We start from the raw sequence: 15,637 nt of genomic DNA on the forward strand, positions 1-15,637 counted from the left end.
CGCGCGGCTCAAGGGTGCGGTGTCTGCGTGCGGATCGTTTCGATGATGGCCGCCGCGCTGCGGGTGAGCCAGTGCGGCGCGGTCTCCTCTTCGGCCTGTCCGGCGCGGATGGCGCGGCTCGCAGCCTCGATCTCGAACTGCAGGCCGCTGCCGGCAAAGGGCAGGTCTTCGGTGTGGACGTTTGGCAGGAGACGGACGGCGCGCCTCAGTCCGGCCGCGAGCCGGCCGGAGGACGGCTCGCTGAGCAACCGACCGACGCCACCCTCAGCCTTTATGAGGCGGCGTGCGGCGATGAAGGGTCCGTCCAGGATGAGCGTGCCCCGCTCGCCCTCGATGACGAAGGCGTTCCGTCCAGTCCTGTCGAAACTGCAGGACAGCGCGGCTGAAAATCCGGAATAGTCCAGCCGCATGGCGGCCGAGGAATCCACTCCGCTCGGCGCGGCCCGCCAGCTCCCCTCGACCCGTCCAGGCTTTCCGAACAGCGAAAGCGTCAGCGCGATCGGATAGATGCCGAGGTCGAGCAGGGCCCCGCCGCCGAGCGCGGCGGAGAAGAACCGGTCCTCGGCATTGAACGGCTTGTGAAAGGCCAGCTCACCGCGCACGGCGCGAATGGTTCCGATGGTCCCGGAGGCGAGCACCGCGCGCAGGCGCTGGATGGCCGGCAGATAGAGCAGCCACAGCGCTTCCATGAGAAATGAGCTGAGAGCGCGGGCCTGACTGATGAGCGCGTGCGTGTCAGAGAGCGAGGTGGTGAGCGTCTTTTCGCAAAGCACCGGCTTGCCCGCTGCCAGCAGCGTGGCCACCTGCGCGGCGTGCGCGCTGTTGGGCGAGGCGACATAGACCGCATCGATCCTTGCGTCCTGCGCCAGCGCGGTGAGGTCCGTCGAGAGGCTGAGCGGGCCGAACCGGCGGGAAAAGGCGTCCGCGGCCTCGGGACTGCGCGAGCAGACCGAGACCAGCGATGCGGAAGGGGCAAGGGCGATGTCCCGCGCGAAACTGGCGGCAATCGACCCGGTGCCGACCACCGCCCAACGAACGGGACGGTCTGTTTGATGGAGCAGAGCGCTGTCCATGGATGCGGACACCATGGACATGGTTCTCACCCTCATTGGGCCGCAGAGGGGACAAAGGAGGAAACCCCTCCCAGGACGGACCATCCTTTGTCCTGCGGCTCATGCACGTCATTTCTGCCGATGGCCTGACGGTCCGGCAATCGGCGGGTCAAGCGTCAGGCAGTCCGACGACGGGCCGGAGCCGCGGTGCCATCCTCGCTGTAGATGTCCGACAGGGTCTTGAGAACCTTCAGGACCGATTCCGACGAGCTGGAATAGTAGATCGTCTGGGCATCGCGGCGGGTGGTGACGAGGTTCTGCGCGCGCAGCTTGGACAGGTGCTGCGAAAGGGCAGACTGGCTGAGGCCGACCTGATTGGCCAGAGCGCCAACCGCAACTTCGCCCTTGACCAGTTCGTTCAGGATCAGGAGGCGTTTCGGATTGGCCATGGCCGAGAGAAATTCAGCGGCAACTTCGGCACGCTCATGTTCTTGGTGAGGGATCGCTTCCATTCCTAATACTCCATGCATTCGATCGTCCGGACGGACGATGGGACAGACCACTCATGTGTGGCGAGTGGGAAACCAGACAATTAGGCATCAGACATAAAGCGAACAACAGGGCACTGCGAAATTTAGGGGTAGCTTTTGCGAATTAACCGTAAAGTTTGTGAAGCTCAGACGCCAATTCGTCAACTGATGCTAACTCATGGTTGAACTCTACACGAAGAAATTGATCCTTCGAGGCAAGATCGAGACCGGCAGCATCCAGCCCAACCACGGTCCATTGTCCCGAGGTCTTCTTTATCTGCAACGTTGCAAGCCGTCTCGGAATGTCGGAAACGGACATATTGAGAATGTCCAGCTGATCCTGTTCCTTGGCCGCAAGGGACTGGCGGGCAGGCGAGGTGATCTGGAGAAAGTGCGGGTCGATTTGGTAAGCGCGCCCGAATCCACCATTCAAGGATGCAGCCACGGGAAGAAGTCGGAAGAAGCGGAAATCCGGAAGGTCTACGTAAAGCTGAGCTTTCGGGTGGCGACGAAGGTAGCGGGCACGCAGCATGTGATGGCTTGGTGAGTCGCCTTCGACCAGATGAGCACGACAGCGCAGGCTCATCCGGGGGTGGGCGAGGGGGTCGCCTTTTCCCACCTCGCCGACGAGAAGCGAGCACCGCGGATCGTGATGAAGCGCCCGCGTATGAGCCGCGAGACCGGAAACGAGCGTCACCGGCACGCCGTCGATATCCATGCCGAGCGCCACCCGGCTGGCATGGGGAAAGCCGCCGTCATCCGGCTCGAGCACCGCAAGGCTGCCGAAGCGCGCGCTGCGCAGCAGCCGTCGCGCAAGGGCGATGGCCTCCGCATTTGGCTCCTGGTAGACGGACGGGCTGTTCGACACGCTCTGACCTCGACTGCTCCAGACGCACACTATATTCGAATTTTCGAATATTTAAATAGGAAAGCTGCCGTGCGGGAACACGGTTGCGTGAGGACGCGGCGAGGGGCTGATCAGACAGGCCGGTTGCGGTGCTGCGTCAACCCTTCCAAAATATTCTGCGCAGTGATCGTTCCGATCATCATGCCGTTCTCCACGACGCCGATCGCGCCGGGATGGCTGGTCATTGCATCGAGAACGGCGACGAGCGGCGTTTCCGGCTGGGCGGTTCCGGTCACGCCGGCCGCCATGTCCGGGCGCGGTGCGCCGGGGCGCATCACGTCGCTTGCCGTCAGCATGGCGATCGGGTTCATGTGCTGAACGAAATCCGCGACATAGCTGTTGGCCGGGTTGCGGACGATCTCACGCGGCGTGCCGCACTGGATGATCCGCCCGGATTCCATGATGGCGATCCGGTTGCCGATGCGGAAGGCCTCGTCCAGATCGTGACTGACGAACAGGATCGTCTTCTTCAGCCGCCGCTGGAACTCGAGCAGTTCGTCCTGCAGCCGGGTTCGGATCAGGGGGTCAAGTGCGGAGAAGGGCTCGTCCATCAAGAGGATCGGCGCGCCGGTGGCAAAGGCGCGGGCAAGGCCCACCCGCTGCTGCATGCCGCCGGAAAGCTCCTGCACCTTGCGCTTTGACCATTTGGCGAGATTGACGAGCTCGAGCTGCTCGCCCACCCGCCGCTTGCGCTCCGCCTCGCTGACACCGGCGAGCTCCAGGCCGAAACCCACATTGTCCTCCACCGTGCGCCAGGGCAGCAGGGCGAATTGCTGGAAGACCATGGAGACCGTGTGCATGCGGAAATCGCGCAGCGCCTTGGGGCCGGCCGTGTAGGGATTGATCGGCCCGTTCGGTGTGCGCACCTCCACCTGGCCGCGCACCACCGGGGCAAGCCCGTTGACCGCGCGCAGCAGGGTCGACTTGCCGGAACCGGAGAGCCCCATCAGCACCAGGATCTCGCCCTCGCGGATCGAGAGCGTCGCATCGGCAACGCCGAGCACCAGGCCCGTCGCGGCGCCGATCTCGTCACGTGTGCGGCCCTGGTCGATGAGGGACAGCGCCCGATCCGGCTTGTTGCCGAACACGATATCGACATTGCGGAAGGAAACCGCTTCGCTCATGCGCCTTCTCCTTCATCCGCCACGCGGAACAGCCGGTCGAGAATGATGGCGAGGATGACGATGCAGAGCCCGGCCTCGAAGCCCTTCGCCACATTGACGGTGTTCAGCGCCCGCAGGACGGGCACGCCGAGACCGTTGGCGCCGACAAGGGCGGCGATGACCACCATCGACAGCGACAGCATGATGGTCTGCGTCAGCCCGGCCATGATCTGCGGCGCGGCGAAAGGCAGTTCGATCTTGCGCAGCACCTGCGAGGAGGTGGCGCCGAAGGAGACTGCGGCTTCCACCAGCGCCGGCGGCGTGGAGATGATGCCGAGCCGGGTGAGGCGGATGGGGGCGGGGATGGCGAAGATCACCGTGGCGATGAGGCCCGGGACCATGCCGAGACCGAACAGGATCAGCGCCGGAATGAGATAGACGAAGGTGGGGATCGTCTGCATGAGGTCGAGGACCGGCCGCAGGAACGCATAGAACCAGGGCCGGCGCGCCGCCGCAATGCCGAGCGGAATGCCGACCGCCATGGAGACGGCGCTTGCCGCCAGCACGAGCGCCAGCGTTTCCGTCGTCTCTTTCCAGTAGCCCTGGTTGATGATGAGCAGCAGACCGAACAGCGTGAACAGCGCAACGCCGATCGAGCGGCGCAGCCAGAAGGACAGCGCGGTCACCAGCGCCACCACGATCAGCGGATGTGGGGTCTGCAGCACGACCAGGATACCGGCGACGACGCTGGCAAGGAAGGCCGAGAGCTGATCGAAAAAGAGACTGAAATGGGTCGTGAGCCAATCGACGAAGGCTTTTGCCCCCATGCCGATCGGAACGCGATATCCGGTCAGGAAATCCATGGACGATCATTTCCTTCGTGAGAGGACGGGCGGACGAGGAAAATGCCGGCAGGCTGTCATGCGCAACCGCGCGGCCGCACCACTATGCGGTCGCTGCGCATCATGATCCAGTCCGGCGAAAGTGAAAAGACGGGGAGGGCCCCGTCTTTTCTCGTTTCGGCTCAGACTCCGAGCTTTTCCTTGACGGCGGCCAGGCCATCCTTGCCGTCCATTGTCGTCACGCCGGCCAGCCACGGCGCCAGCACGTCCGGATTGGCCTTCAGCCATTCCGTTCCGGCCTGCTTGGGATCCTCGCCATCATTGAGGATCTTGCCCATGATATGGTTTTCCATATCGAGCGTGAATTTGAGCTGCGAGATCAGCTTGCCGATATTGGGGCATTCCTGCACGAAACCGGCGCGGGTGTTGGTGTAGACGGTCGCGCCGCCGAAGTTCGGGCCGAAGGTGCTGTCGCCACCGGTCAGATAGGTCATCTGGAAGCTGGAATTCATCGGGTGTGGTGCCCAGCCAAGGAAGACGACCGGCTTCTGGTCCTTCTCGGCGCGGGCAACCTGCGCCAGCATGCCCTGTTCGGAGCTCTCGACGACTTCGAGGCCGCCCATGCCCATCTCGTTCTTCTCGATCAGCGTCATGACCAGGCGGTTGCCGTCATTGCCGGGCTCGATGCCGTAGATCTTGCCGTCAAGCTCATCCTTGTGCTTGCCGATGTCGGAGAAGTCCTTGATGCCGAGTTCGGCGCCCTTGGCATTGGTGGCGAGCGTGTATTTCGCGCCTTCCAGATTTGCGCCGAGCGACTCGACCGACTTGTCGTCGAGATAGGGCTGAACGTCCTTCTGCTGTGCCGGCATCCAGTTACCGAGGAAGACGTCGATGTCCTTGTTCTTCAGCGACTGGTAGGTCACCGGAACCGAAAGAACCTTGATGTCGGGCGTGTAGCCAAGAGCTTCCACAATGACCGCCGTGGTTGCGGTGGTGGCGGTGATGTCGGTCCAGCCGACATCCGAAAAGCGCACGGTCGCACAGCTTTCCGGATCAGCGGCCAGCGCCGCGGTACCGGTCAGCGCCGAGGCGGCGAAGGCCGTCGTCAGCAGGAGGGTCTGGGTGAAAGCTCTTGTCATCGTGTTGTTCCCTTATCGTATGACGTCAGCCAATCATCAATTTCAGGTCGTTTCAACCCGCTTGATGAACAAGCAGTGTATTGAGACCGTGTGCCCACACGTCCCGTCTCGCGACACGTGATGTCGCATTGCCGTTGCCAAAGCGGTCCCTGCGAAAGAATCTGCTTTTCTGTGTGTTTCGTCCAGAGGGACTTTCGCAGGCGACGGTCACAGGTCATTGACCGACCGGTCGAGATCGGTTCGACGAACGGGGGCAGGGATGGCGAAGCTCTATTTCCATTACGCGACGATGAATGCCGGCAAGTCCACCATGCTGCTGCAGGCGTCCTACAATTATCAGGAGCGCGGCATGCGGGTGGCCGTGTTCATCGCCGCCTTCGACGAGCGGGCCGGGCGCGGTAAGATCTCCTCGCGCATCGGGCTCAGCGCCGATGCCATGCCCTTCCATGCCGAGGACGATCTGTTTGCCATCGTCACCCGTCTGCACGCCGAGGAGCCGATCGCCTGCGTCTTCGTCGACGAGGCACAGTTTTTGACCGAGGCGCAGGTCTGGGAGCTGGCGCGCATTGCGGACCGCCTCGGCGTCCCGGTCATGACCTATGGCCTGCGCACCGATTTCCAGGGCAAGCTCTTCCCGGCCTCGCAGACGCTCCTGGCCATTGCCGACGAGATGCGCGAAGTGCGCACGATCTGCCATTGCGGCCGCAAGGCGACCATGGTCGTCCGCCTCGGCCCCGATGGTGAGGTGGCGCATGAGGGGGCGCAGATCGAAATCGGCGGCAATGAGAAATATGTCTCTCTTTGCCGCCGGCATTGGGATGAGGCGATGAACGGCCCCTTCTCGGCCGACCCTGCCTGAGGATCAGGCCGAGAGTGTCGGATCATCTCCGTCAGATCACCCGCGTCAGCCTGCCAGCGTCAGATCGACAGGCAGGCGGCGCTCGCCGGACGGGCCGGCGGCGGAGATGACGGCGGTGGGTGCGGCGAAGTCCACATCGAGCCGGATGCTGTCCTCGCCCTTCGTCCAGACGAGACCGAGAGCGGAGGGCGACACTTCCTCCAGCGCGAACCCGCCGTCGAAGGCCGGATGCTCGTTCCGCAGCCGCATCAGCGCCAAGAGGCTGCGCACCAACGGGGTCTCCAGCGCCTGATCCAGCTCCTCCGGCTGGTAGTAATGCCGGTTGATGTCGCGGCCGACGCGGCTTTTCGCCAGCAATTCCATATCGTTCACGCCGCCGAGCAGGCCGATGTAATAGACCTGCGGGATGCCGGGCGCGAAGAACTGCAGCGCGCGGGCGATGAGATAGTCGGTCTCGTTGCGGCCGAGCGCGTCGAAATAGGTGGAATTGACCTGGTAGAGATCGAGGTTGGAGGCCGCAGCGCCGGTCGCCTGGCGGCTCTGGCCGCCGCTGCGCTCGTGCATGGTTTCCACCAGCCGGTCGATCGCGGCAGGTTTCAGCAGGCCTGGACGTCCGTCGCTATGCGCGCCGACATCGATCACGCCGATGCCGTCATGCGTATCGAGCACCGTGATGCAATTGCGCGGGCTGATCTTCAGCCATTCCGCGAGCGGGCCGGCCTCGCCGGAGTAAAGCGCGTGCAGCACCAGCGGCGGCAGCGCGAAATCATAGACCCGGTCGACCTTGCGGGCGATCTCGATCTGGTCGCGATAATAGGAGTGGATTTCGACCAGCACTTCCATGCCGAGCGCGCGGGCCTTGTCGGCGAGTTCGGAAAGGAAGGCATAGGTTTCCGGGATCATGAAGCAGCTGGTGCCGGGCTTCTTGATCGCATAGCCGGCGGCGTCGAGGCGCAGCGCCGTCACGCCGGATTGCGAGAAGCGCTCGAGAATGGCGTCGAGATAGGCAGCCCCCTTTTCCGAGAAGACGTCGATATCGACCTGTTGCGGGGTGAAGGTGGTCCAGAGCATGCGCTGCGTGCCATCGCCGAGCGTCGTCTTGGTGAAGGGCAGGCCGGGGCGCGGGCGATAGATGGACAGGAGATCGGCCTCCGTCGCGCCGTTCGGGAAGACCTTGCCATAGGTCATGAACATATCCGCAAAATCGGATGCGGCGCCCTTGGCAAGGAAATCCCGGAACGAGGGGCTGTCTGCCGAGACATGGTTGACGATGAGATCGGCCATGATCTCCACCGACTGCGACAGGGCCTTCACGTTCTCCCAGGTGCCGAGACGCGGATCGACAAGCGTGTGATCGACCGGATCGAAGCCGGCATCCGCGCCGTCGATCGGCAGGAAGAAGGGCAGGGGGTGCACGCCCCCGAAGGCGCCCTTGAGCTTGCCATCCAGAAGATGCTTGAGATCGGCGAACCCACCGGCGGTCAGGCGGTCGACATAGGTGATCAGCTGCACTTTGTTTTTCATGAGGTCCTCTCGAAACACTGAGGCGGTGATATCCCAAAGCGCTTTGGATTGCCAGCGTGGTCATCGTCATTGTCTGTTTTAGTAAATTCGTGCGCCCGTTGTCGCAGGCGGTCGCAGTGCATATGTGTAGGGCGGTACCGCAACGAGGGATGAGGGCATGCGCGACAGTCTGACCGGTTTCTTCCAGTCGATCCGGCAGGGGTTGTCCCGCCTCAGCGGCTGGCTTTCGACCACGCTCCTGCGGCCCTTCAGGGCCAGCGGCGGCTGGATCGTCAAGGGTCCGCTCATCGCCATCATCCTGCTGTTTGCCGGCCTTTACGGCTATTTCTTCTGGCAGACCCAGGCCTGGACCAATTTCGACCCCGATTATCCCGCCCACTACAATTTCGCTGCCCGCAAGCTCGATGCCGGCCTGCCTGTCCCAGCGCCAGATGGTCAGGCGGCAGGAGGTGCGGTGGCGAATGGGCAGGGAGCGACGGGGCAGGGGGCGACGGGGCAGGCAGCAGCCCCGGCGGCGCCGGTCTGCCAGCGGTCCGGCATCGTCGACGTGACGAGCGATCTCATCGCCTTCAACGTCGACGAGAACGCCTGGATCTCCTCCATGCTGCTCTACAAGGCCGGTTTCTTCGGCCTCGATTGGGATTCGACGCCGTTTCTCGACAACAAGGCGTCGTTCCAGCGCGGCGTGAACCAGGCCATCCGTCGCACGACGGTGGAACTGGTCGATTCGCTCGGCCGGGTGCGCGGCACCTCCGGCATCGACACGAACTTGCAGGGCGCCCGCTCCAACATGCAGTTCGACGAAGGCTCCTGGTATTTCGGGCTCGATCCCTTCGGCCCCAAGACGCCGACGCCCAGCTATTACCGCTCCGCCATGCGCGACCTGCAGGCCTTCAACACGACGCTTGCGGCCTGCAACGCCACCTTCGATGCACGGGCCGACAATCTGATCGAATTTCTGGACCGCATTTCGAACGACATCGGCTCCACCTCCGCCATGATCCGCGAGCGTTCGGAAAACCACAATGGCGGCTGGTTCGATACGCGGGCGGACGACCGTTTCTGGTTCGCCTATGGCCAGCTCTACGGTTATTACGGCATCATGGCCGCTGCCGGCGCCGATTTCGACGCGGTCATCACCCAGCGCGGCCTGGCTCCGATCTGGGGCGAGAGCCTGAAGCAGCTGCGCGCAGCGCTGCGCATCCAGCCGGCCATCATCTCCAACGGCCGTGAGGACGGCTGGATCATGCCCACCCACCTCGCCACCATGGGCTTCTACATCCTGCGCGTCCGCTCCAACCTGGTGGAGATGCGGGATATTCTTGCGCGATAGGCGTCGCGTTTCGGAGCAAAGACCCCCTCTGGCCTGCCGGCCATCTCCCCCACAAGGGGGGAGAGACCCAGCCGCGCCCGCGCTGCCCATAAAGCGAGCCATGCAAGCGCTTGAGATATTCGATTTTTAAAGATGGGGAGCGAAGGTCATGCCCCACGGTCTCTCCCCCCTTGTGGGGGAGATGGCCGGCAGGCCAGAGGGGGTTTTGGGGCAGGCGGGCTCCGAAGATCCTCCGTCACCAGTCACCGGCAGTAGCGATACCCCCCGCGCCGCTGCAGCACGTCGAAATGCAGATGGTCCTCGTGGGCCTCGTCGCTGCCGGGGTCGAGGACGGTTTCGAAGTAGAGGCAGCCGGTGGCCGTCACGGCGCGCTGGAAGGCGCCGGTCAGCGTGCTGTCCTCGTCGCGCGGCTGGATGGCGATCGTCTTTCCGGATTTGAAGGTGAAGGAGGCGATGTCGATGGCGTTGCCGCGCGCATGTTCGGAGATCTTGCCCGTTGCGGCATTGTTGCGCAGTCGGCAGATATAGCTCGACGCCTGGTTGATGGTGGTCAGCGCCCCGTCCTCCGGCACGGCGGTGCCGGCGGCCGGCAGCACGGCTTCGCGTGTCCAGCGGGCGAGCTCGAGCGCGGCCTCGCAGCGCAGCGTCGCCTTCGGCTTCAGTGTCACGCCGGGCAGGATGTCGGTGACGACCAGCGGCTTGTCGATGCCGCACCCCTTGCCGTCGTCGATCCGCGCCGTCTCCTCGAAGGTGGCACCCATCGCCTTGAGATCCGTCAGGCACTGCGCATAGGCCTTCGGATCTTCCGTCTCGATGGCGAGCGGCGCCGGTGGTGCGGGCTCGGTCTTCGGCGTCGTGGCGGGTTCCTGCGGCGTCTCGTCCGGTTTCTGCGCCGCCGGCTCCGGTTTGCTATCGGGCTTGGGTGCAGGACCTGCGGATGGCGAGGCAGCGGGCTCGTCCGGCTTCTCCTTCGGCGTCGGTACCGCGTCCGGCGCGCCCGGTGCATCCTCCGCCGCCTTGGGCTCTCCATCTTTTGCAGGCGCCGCCTCGGCCCGTGAGACTGGAGCGGACGTCTCGGCCGGCTTCTTCGATGGCAGCGGTCCATCCGCCGGAAGGCTTGCGCCCGCAAGGAATACAAGGGCGGGCAGGAGCAGGAGCAGCAACGGCGTGCGATCAATCATTGGATGAGCCAGAGGGGGAGGGATCGGCGGGTTTCACGGGGGTAACGCGAGAGCATGCCGCCCGGTTCATTTGTGCGCTCCACCCCGTCCCCAACTCCGCGCAGTTTCGGTGGGTCGATATCTTGACAGTAATACTCATGTTTTTTATCGAAGTGGGGTGCGCAGCTCCCCGCGTGCTGTTTCCCCTGTCGCAACTGTTCTGCGCGCCGGCTCCCTTCGGCGTGGCGAAAGGAGTGTCCGATGACCCGCCTGACCCTGCTTACGACGACCGCGCTCCTGCTGCTCGGCGCGGTCCTGCCGCCGGCTTTGGCCCAGTCGCCGGATTCTCTGTCGGAGGAACAGCCGGCGAATGATGCTGGCGCAACTATGCTCGAGACGTTGACCATCCGGTCTAAGGTCACAGGCATAGCGGCGACGCCGCTGGCGATCGAAAGTTCCAGAGAGGTACTTGATGCCGCGCAGGCGGACAGCTTCGAGGATTTGGGACGGACGCTGCAGCCGGGACTCGGCTTCAACCGCACCACAGGCAGCGTCAATATCCGCGGACTCGAGGGACCGCGTGTGCAGACCACGATCGACGGCGTGCCAATTCCGTTTCTGGACGACGGTGCCCGAGATGCTGATGGCGGCATCGACAGTTTCGAGTTCGATACGCTCTCGGCCGTGGATGTCGTGCGCGGTGCGGATTCCAGCCGAGCCGGCGACGGTGCGCTCGGCGGCGCTGTTGTTCTGCGCACTCTGCAGCCGGAAGACGTCATCGGCGAAGGCAAGACGTGGGGCGGCCTGTTCCGCTTTGCCTTCGATGGCGCGGACACGGGGCTTACCAGCTCGCTGGCGCTCGCAAAGCGTTTCGATCAGACCTCCGTTCTCGTCGAGGCAGGACTGAGAACAGCCAATGAGCGCCGCACCGGTGGCGATCTCGATTTCTACGGCGCCGGCCGCACGGCAGCCAATCCGGCCGATCTCGACCAGCATAACCTGCTGGTCAAGGTCAAGCACGAGACCGACGCTGGCCACAGTTTCACGCTGACTGGAGAACGGTTTAAGCGCGACAGGATTATCGACCTCAGGTCTGAACAGAGCGCAACTGGAAACTTTCGACCTGGCTTCTGGAGTGGCCGCGATGACAATAGCCGTGACCGCGTTTCGCTCGGCTACCAGTACGAGGCCACCGAGGATGATGTCCTGTTCGATGCCGCCCATGCGGTCATTTACTGGCAACACCTGACACGCGACAGCGGCAAGTCCGGCCGTCGCTTTACGAGCGTCGTCGGCGACTATGCGCGGCTGAGCGAAACCGAAAACACGTCGGTCGGTGCGGCTGGCTATCTGGAGCGAAGGTTAGAGGGAGAATCGTTCAACCATACCCTGCGCCTCGGCGGCGATGGTTCTTTCGGCACCACGTCGCAATATTCCTCCGGCCTCGACAGCTGCGACAAGGTCCCCGACCCGGCCTGTATCTTCCTGCACACCAACCAGGCCGATGCGCCCGATGTCGAGAGCACGAAGCTTGGTTTCTATCTCGAAGACGAGATCGCCTTTGGCGGCAGCGGAGTCTCTCTCACCCCCGGCCTGCGCTACGACTGGTACGATCAGTCGCCGCAGGATACGCCGGCCTATCGAAAGAATATCAATTATGACGGGCTGCCGCCCGGCCAGAGCGGCAGCGCGGTCTCTCCCAAGCTGCTTGCCAAGGCGGAAGTGGCGCCCGACCTAGCGCTTTTTGCCCAATGGGCTATGGGGTTCCGCTCGCCGACCGCAACAGAGCTCTATCTCGATTACGGCGGTCCGGGCACCTATCTCGTGCGCGGCAATCCCGATCTTGTTCCCGAGACCAGCCGCGGCTTCGAAGTCGGCGCGACTTATGGGGACGAGGATCTGGGCGGTCGCATCACCGGGTTCTACAACCGGTATCGGAACTTCATCGATCGGCAGATATCGGGGTTCCAAGATCCCGCCTATCCCCTTGGCGTCACCGACACCGTCAATCGGGATCGTGTGCGGATCTATGGTCTCGAGGCCTCGCTGACGAAGCGCTTCGATACGGGATTCCATCTCGGCGGTTCATTGACCTATGCCGATGGCGTGGATCTCGAGACCGACCTGAAGCTTGGCAGCGTCGCGCCGCTGAAGGGCATTTTCAACGCCGGCTTCGCCACGGAGACCTGGGGCATCGATGCATATCTGATTGGGGCACGGGGTGTCTCGGAAGACACCAACGCCACCTTCAAGGCGCCGGGATATGGGATCGTCGATATGACCGCTTGGTGGAAGCCCGAAAAGATTGAGGGCCTCAGTCTGCGTGCCGGCCTCTACAACGTGTTCGACAAGACCTATTTTGACGCGGTGAACGTCCGCGACGTGGTGGTCAGCGGCACGTCGCCAGGGCGAGACTTCAGCTCCGAGCCCGGGCGCAGCGTCAAGATTTCGTTGACGCAGCGGTTCTAAGAGCGTGGCAAGATTTAAGCGGCACCGGCCCGTCCCGCCGCTTGCGCAAAGGCCGCGCCCGCGCTAACAGTTTTGCCATGGAAAACGCACGCATCCTTTCCGTCTGGTGGTGGGCTCGCTGAAAGCGGCCTTGACCAGTCCTGCGTGAGTGAGACGACAAGCCGCCCGACACCCTCGAGGCGGCTTTTTGTATTCAGGCCGTGGGGGAGCAGGGCCTGAACGGAGCGAGACATGGCGACGACACTTCTGGAAGACGGTTCGGAATCCTACGTGACCGACGGCGGGGTCACCGTAACCCGCAAGCGCCGGGCTGCGGCCTATGCCGATGCGATCGCCGGCTATGTGGACAAGCTCGACGAGCGCCGTGGCGCGGTGTTCTCGTCGAACTACGAATATCCGGGCCGTTACACGCGCTGGGATACGGCCATCGTCGATCCGCCGCTCTCCATCTCCTCCTTCGGCCGCGATGTCTGGCTGGAGGCCTATAACGGCCGGGGCGAGGTGCTGCTCGCGCTGATCGCCCGTCACCTCGAAACCGTTGCCGATCTGACGCTCGGCGCCCTGACGGCGACGCGGCTTGATCTGACGATCAACGAGCCGGCGCGGATCTATACCGAGGAGGAGCGCTCAAAGAAGCCGACGGTCTTCACCGTCCTGCGCGCCGTCACCGGCCTCTTCCATTCGGCAGAGGATGCGAGCCTCGGCCTTTACGGCGCCTTTGGCTACGACCTTGCCTTCCAGTTCGATGCGATCGACTTCAAGCTCACGCGGCCGGAGGACCAGCGTGACATGGTTCTCTTCCTGCCGGACGAGATCCTCGTCGTCGACCACTACTCCGCCAAGGCCTGGATCGACCGTTATGATTTCGCCAAGGACGGCGAGACGACGGTTGAAAAGGCGGGCGAGATTGCGGCCGAACCCTTCCGCACCGTCGACAGCATTCCCGCGCATGGCGATCATCGCCCCGGCGAATATGCCGAGCTGGTCGTCAAGGCCAAGGAGAGCTTCCGACGCGGCGATCTGTTCGAGGTGGTGCCCGGCCAGAAATTCTACGAGCGCTGCGAAAGCCGCCCCTCGGAGATCTCCAACCGGCTGAAGGCGATCAACCCGTCGCCCTATTCCTTCTTCATCAATCTCGGCAATCAGGAATATCTGGTCGGCGCCTCGCCGGAAATGTTCGTGCGCGTCTCCGGACGCCGGATTGAGACCTGCCCGATTTCCGGCACGATCAAGCGCGGCGACGACCCGATCGCCGACAGCGAGCAGATCCTGAAGCTGCTCAACTCGAAGAAGGACGAATCCGAGCTGACCATGTGCTCGGATGTCGACCGCAACGACAAGAGCCGCGTCTGCGAACCCGGCTCGGTCAAGGTGATCGGGCGACGGCAGATCGAGATGTATTCGCGCCTCATCCACACGGTGGACCATATCGAAGGCCGGTTGCGCGACGACATGGATGCCTTCGACGGATTCCTCAGCCACGCCTGGGCGGTGACGGTCACCGGAGCGCCGAAGCTCTGGGCCATGCGTTTCATCGAGAGCCATGAGAAGAGCCCGCGCGCCTGGTATGGCGGGGCGATCGGCATGGTCGGCTTCAATGGCGACATGAACACGGGGCTGACGCTGCGCACGATCCGCATCAAGGACGGCATTGCCGAAGTGAGGGCCGGCGCGACGCTGCTCAACGATTCCGATCCGCACGAGGAAGAAGCCGAAACCGAACTGAAGGCCTCCGCCATGATCGCTGCCATCCGTGACGCCAAGTCTTCCAGCCGCGCCAAGCAGGCGCGCGATGTCGCTCCGGTCGGCGCCGGCGTCAAGATCCTGCTGGTCGACCATGAGGACAGCTTCGTCCATACGCTCGCCAATTATTTCCGCCAGACGGGCGCGACGGTGACCACCGTGCGCTCGCCGGTGGCGGAAGAGACGCTGGACAGCGTGGCGCCGGATCTGATCGTGCTGTCGCCCGGTCCCGGCACGCCGAAGGATTTCGATTGCAAGGCGACGATCAAGAAGGCGCGGGCGCGCAATTTGCCCGTCTTCGGCGTCTGCCTCGGCCTGCAGGCGCTGGCCGAAGCCTATGGCGGGGATCTTCGGCAGCTGGCGATCCCCATGCATGGCAAGCCCTCGCGCATCCGCGTGCTGGAGCCCGGCGTCGTCTTCTCCGGCCTCGGCCGCGAGGTGACGGTCGGCCGTTACCACTCGATCTTCGCCGATCCCTCGACCCTGCCGCGCGAGTTCATGATCACCGCCGAGAGCGAGGACGGCACGATCATGGGCATCGAGCACATGAAGGAACCGGTGGCGGCCGTTCAGTTCCACCCGGAATCGATCATGACGCTCGGCGGCGATGCCGGCATGCGGATGATCGAGAACGTCGTCGAGAAGCTCGCCAAGCGCGCCAAGATCAAGGCCGCCTGATCGCGATCCGATGCCGCCGGCTCACCCAGCCGGCGGTGGTTCGACCAGCAGGCCGACGATGCGCCGCACGATCGGCAGCATGACGAGCGCGGCCGGGAAGGCGACCGGGTAGGACAGCATCCAGGCATGCAGAGCCTGGACCGGGAGATCGGCCGTCAGACCGGTCGCGCGCAGCGTCGCGATCAGCGACACCACACCCGACATGAAGAAGGACAGGATCATCGGCGTCAGCACATGGGCGGCGGCGGTGGGGAGGCGGCGCGGGCGCAATGTCATGGGAAGGCTGGTCATGGAACAT

At 63.8% G+C, this 15,637-nt stretch carries 13 protein-coding genes; 4 read left to right on the plus strand and 9 right to left on the minus strand.

Features of this window, described 5'->3' with window-relative positions; translation table 11 throughout:
* Nucleotides 1-8: 8 nt before the first annotated feature.
* From U8330_RS05205 to U8330_RS05230, 6 genes are all read right to left on the minus strand, one after another.
* Nucleotides 9-1,094, minus strand: coding sequence for a Gfo/Idh/MocA family oxidoreductase (locus tag U8330_RS05205; RefSeq protein WP_323104068.1), 1,086 nt, complete (start codon nucleotides 1,092-1,094; stop codon nucleotides 9-11).
* Nucleotides 1,095-1,228: 134 nt separating this feature from the next.
* Nucleotides 1,229-1,564, minus strand: a complete 336-nt coding sequence (locus tag U8330_RS05210; protein ID WP_323104069.1) for a metalloregulator ArsR/SmtB family transcription factor — start codon at nucleotides 1,562-1,564, stop codon at nucleotides 1,229-1,231.
* Nucleotides 1,565-1,706: 142 nt separating this feature from the next.
* Nucleotides 1,707-2,450 (minus strand): HugZ family protein, encoded by a 744-nt coding sequence (locus U8330_RS05215; protein WP_323104070.1) that lies wholly within the window; start codon nucleotides 2,448-2,450, stop codon nucleotides 1,707-1,709.
* 110 nt (nucleotides 2,451-2,560) lie between these two features.
* The gene (choV, locus tag U8330_RS05220) at nucleotides 2,561-3,613 is read right to left on the minus strand and encodes a choline ABC transporter ATP-binding protein (protein WP_323104071.1); all 1,053 of its coding nucleotides are present in this window, start codon (nucleotides 3,611-3,613) and stop codon (nucleotides 2,561-2,563) included.
* Complete coding sequence (gene choW, locus U8330_RS05225) at nucleotides 3,610-4,455, minus strand: choline ABC transporter permease subunit (protein ID WP_323104072.1); 846 nt, start codon at nucleotides 4,453-4,455, stop codon at nucleotides 3,610-3,612. Before choW ends, choV begins: the two co-directional genes overlap by 4 nt.
* Nucleotides 4,456-4,616: 161 nt before the next feature.
* Nucleotides 4,617-5,573 carry a choline ABC transporter substrate-binding protein gene (locus U8330_RS05230; protein WP_323104073.1) on the minus strand — a complete coding sequence of 319 codons (957 nt, stop codon included), beginning with the start codon at nucleotides 5,571-5,573 and terminating at the stop codon, nucleotides 4,617-4,619.
* 259 nt (nucleotides 5,574-5,832) lie between these two features.
* Between U8330_RS05230 and U8330_RS05235 the strand changes: the two genes are divergently transcribed.
* Nucleotides 5,833-6,432: a thymidine kinase gene (locus tag U8330_RS05235; RefSeq protein ID WP_323104074.1), complete on the plus strand. Its 600-nt coding sequence runs from the start codon at nucleotides 5,833-5,835 to the stop codon at nucleotides 6,430-6,432.
* A gap of 45 nt (nucleotides 6,433-6,477) precedes the next feature.
* Here the strand turns inward: U8330_RS05235 and gtfA are convergent, their stop codons facing one another.
* Nucleotides 6,478-7,956 (minus strand): sucrose phosphorylase, encoded by a 1,479-nt coding sequence (gene gtfA / locus U8330_RS05240; protein ID WP_323104075.1) that lies wholly within the window; start codon nucleotides 7,954-7,956, stop codon nucleotides 6,478-6,480.
* A 157-nt stretch (nucleotides 7,957-8,113) separates the two neighbouring features.
* Between gtfA and U8330_RS05245 the strand changes: the two genes are divergently transcribed.
* On the plus strand, nucleotides 8,114-9,289 hold the full coding sequence (locus tag U8330_RS05245) for a DUF2333 family protein (protein ID WP_323104076.1): 1,176 nt from the start codon (nucleotides 8,114-8,116) through the stop codon (nucleotides 9,287-9,289).
* 242 nt (nucleotides 9,290-9,531) lie between these two features.
* Here U8330_RS05245 and U8330_RS05250 read toward each other — a convergent pair whose 3' ends face one another.
* A complete protein-coding gene (locus U8330_RS05250; RefSeq protein WP_323104077.1) occupies nucleotides 9,532-10,470 on the minus strand; it encodes an extensin family protein in 939 nt (312 codons plus the stop codon).
* A 240-nt stretch (nucleotides 10,471-10,710) separates the two neighbouring features.
* Between U8330_RS05250 and U8330_RS05255 the strand changes: the two genes are divergently transcribed.
* On the plus strand, nucleotides 10,711-12,918 hold the full coding sequence (locus tag U8330_RS05255) for a TonB-dependent hemoglobin/transferrin/lactoferrin family receptor (protein ID WP_323104078.1): 2,208 nt from the start codon (nucleotides 10,711-10,713) through the stop codon (nucleotides 12,916-12,918).
* 231 nt (nucleotides 12,919-13,149) lie between these two features.
* Entirely contained in the window at nucleotides 13,150-15,339 is a 2,190-nt protein-coding gene (locus U8330_RS05260) for an anthranilate synthase (RefSeq protein ID WP_323104079.1), read from the plus strand.
* A gap of 21 nt (nucleotides 15,340-15,360) precedes the next feature.
* Here U8330_RS05260 and U8330_RS05265 read toward each other — a convergent pair whose 3' ends face one another.
* A complete protein-coding gene (locus tag U8330_RS05265; RefSeq protein ID WP_323104080.1) occupies nucleotides 15,361-15,630 on the minus strand; it encodes a DUF2798 domain-containing protein in 270 nt (89 codons plus the stop codon).
* Between the last annotated feature and the right edge of the window lie 7 nt (nucleotides 15,631-15,637).

The sequence above is a fragment of the Rhizobium sp. CC-YZS058 genome (assembly GCF_034720595.1).
GTDB lineage: Bacteria > Pseudomonadota > Alphaproteobacteria > Rhizobiales > Rhizobiaceae > Ferranicluibacter.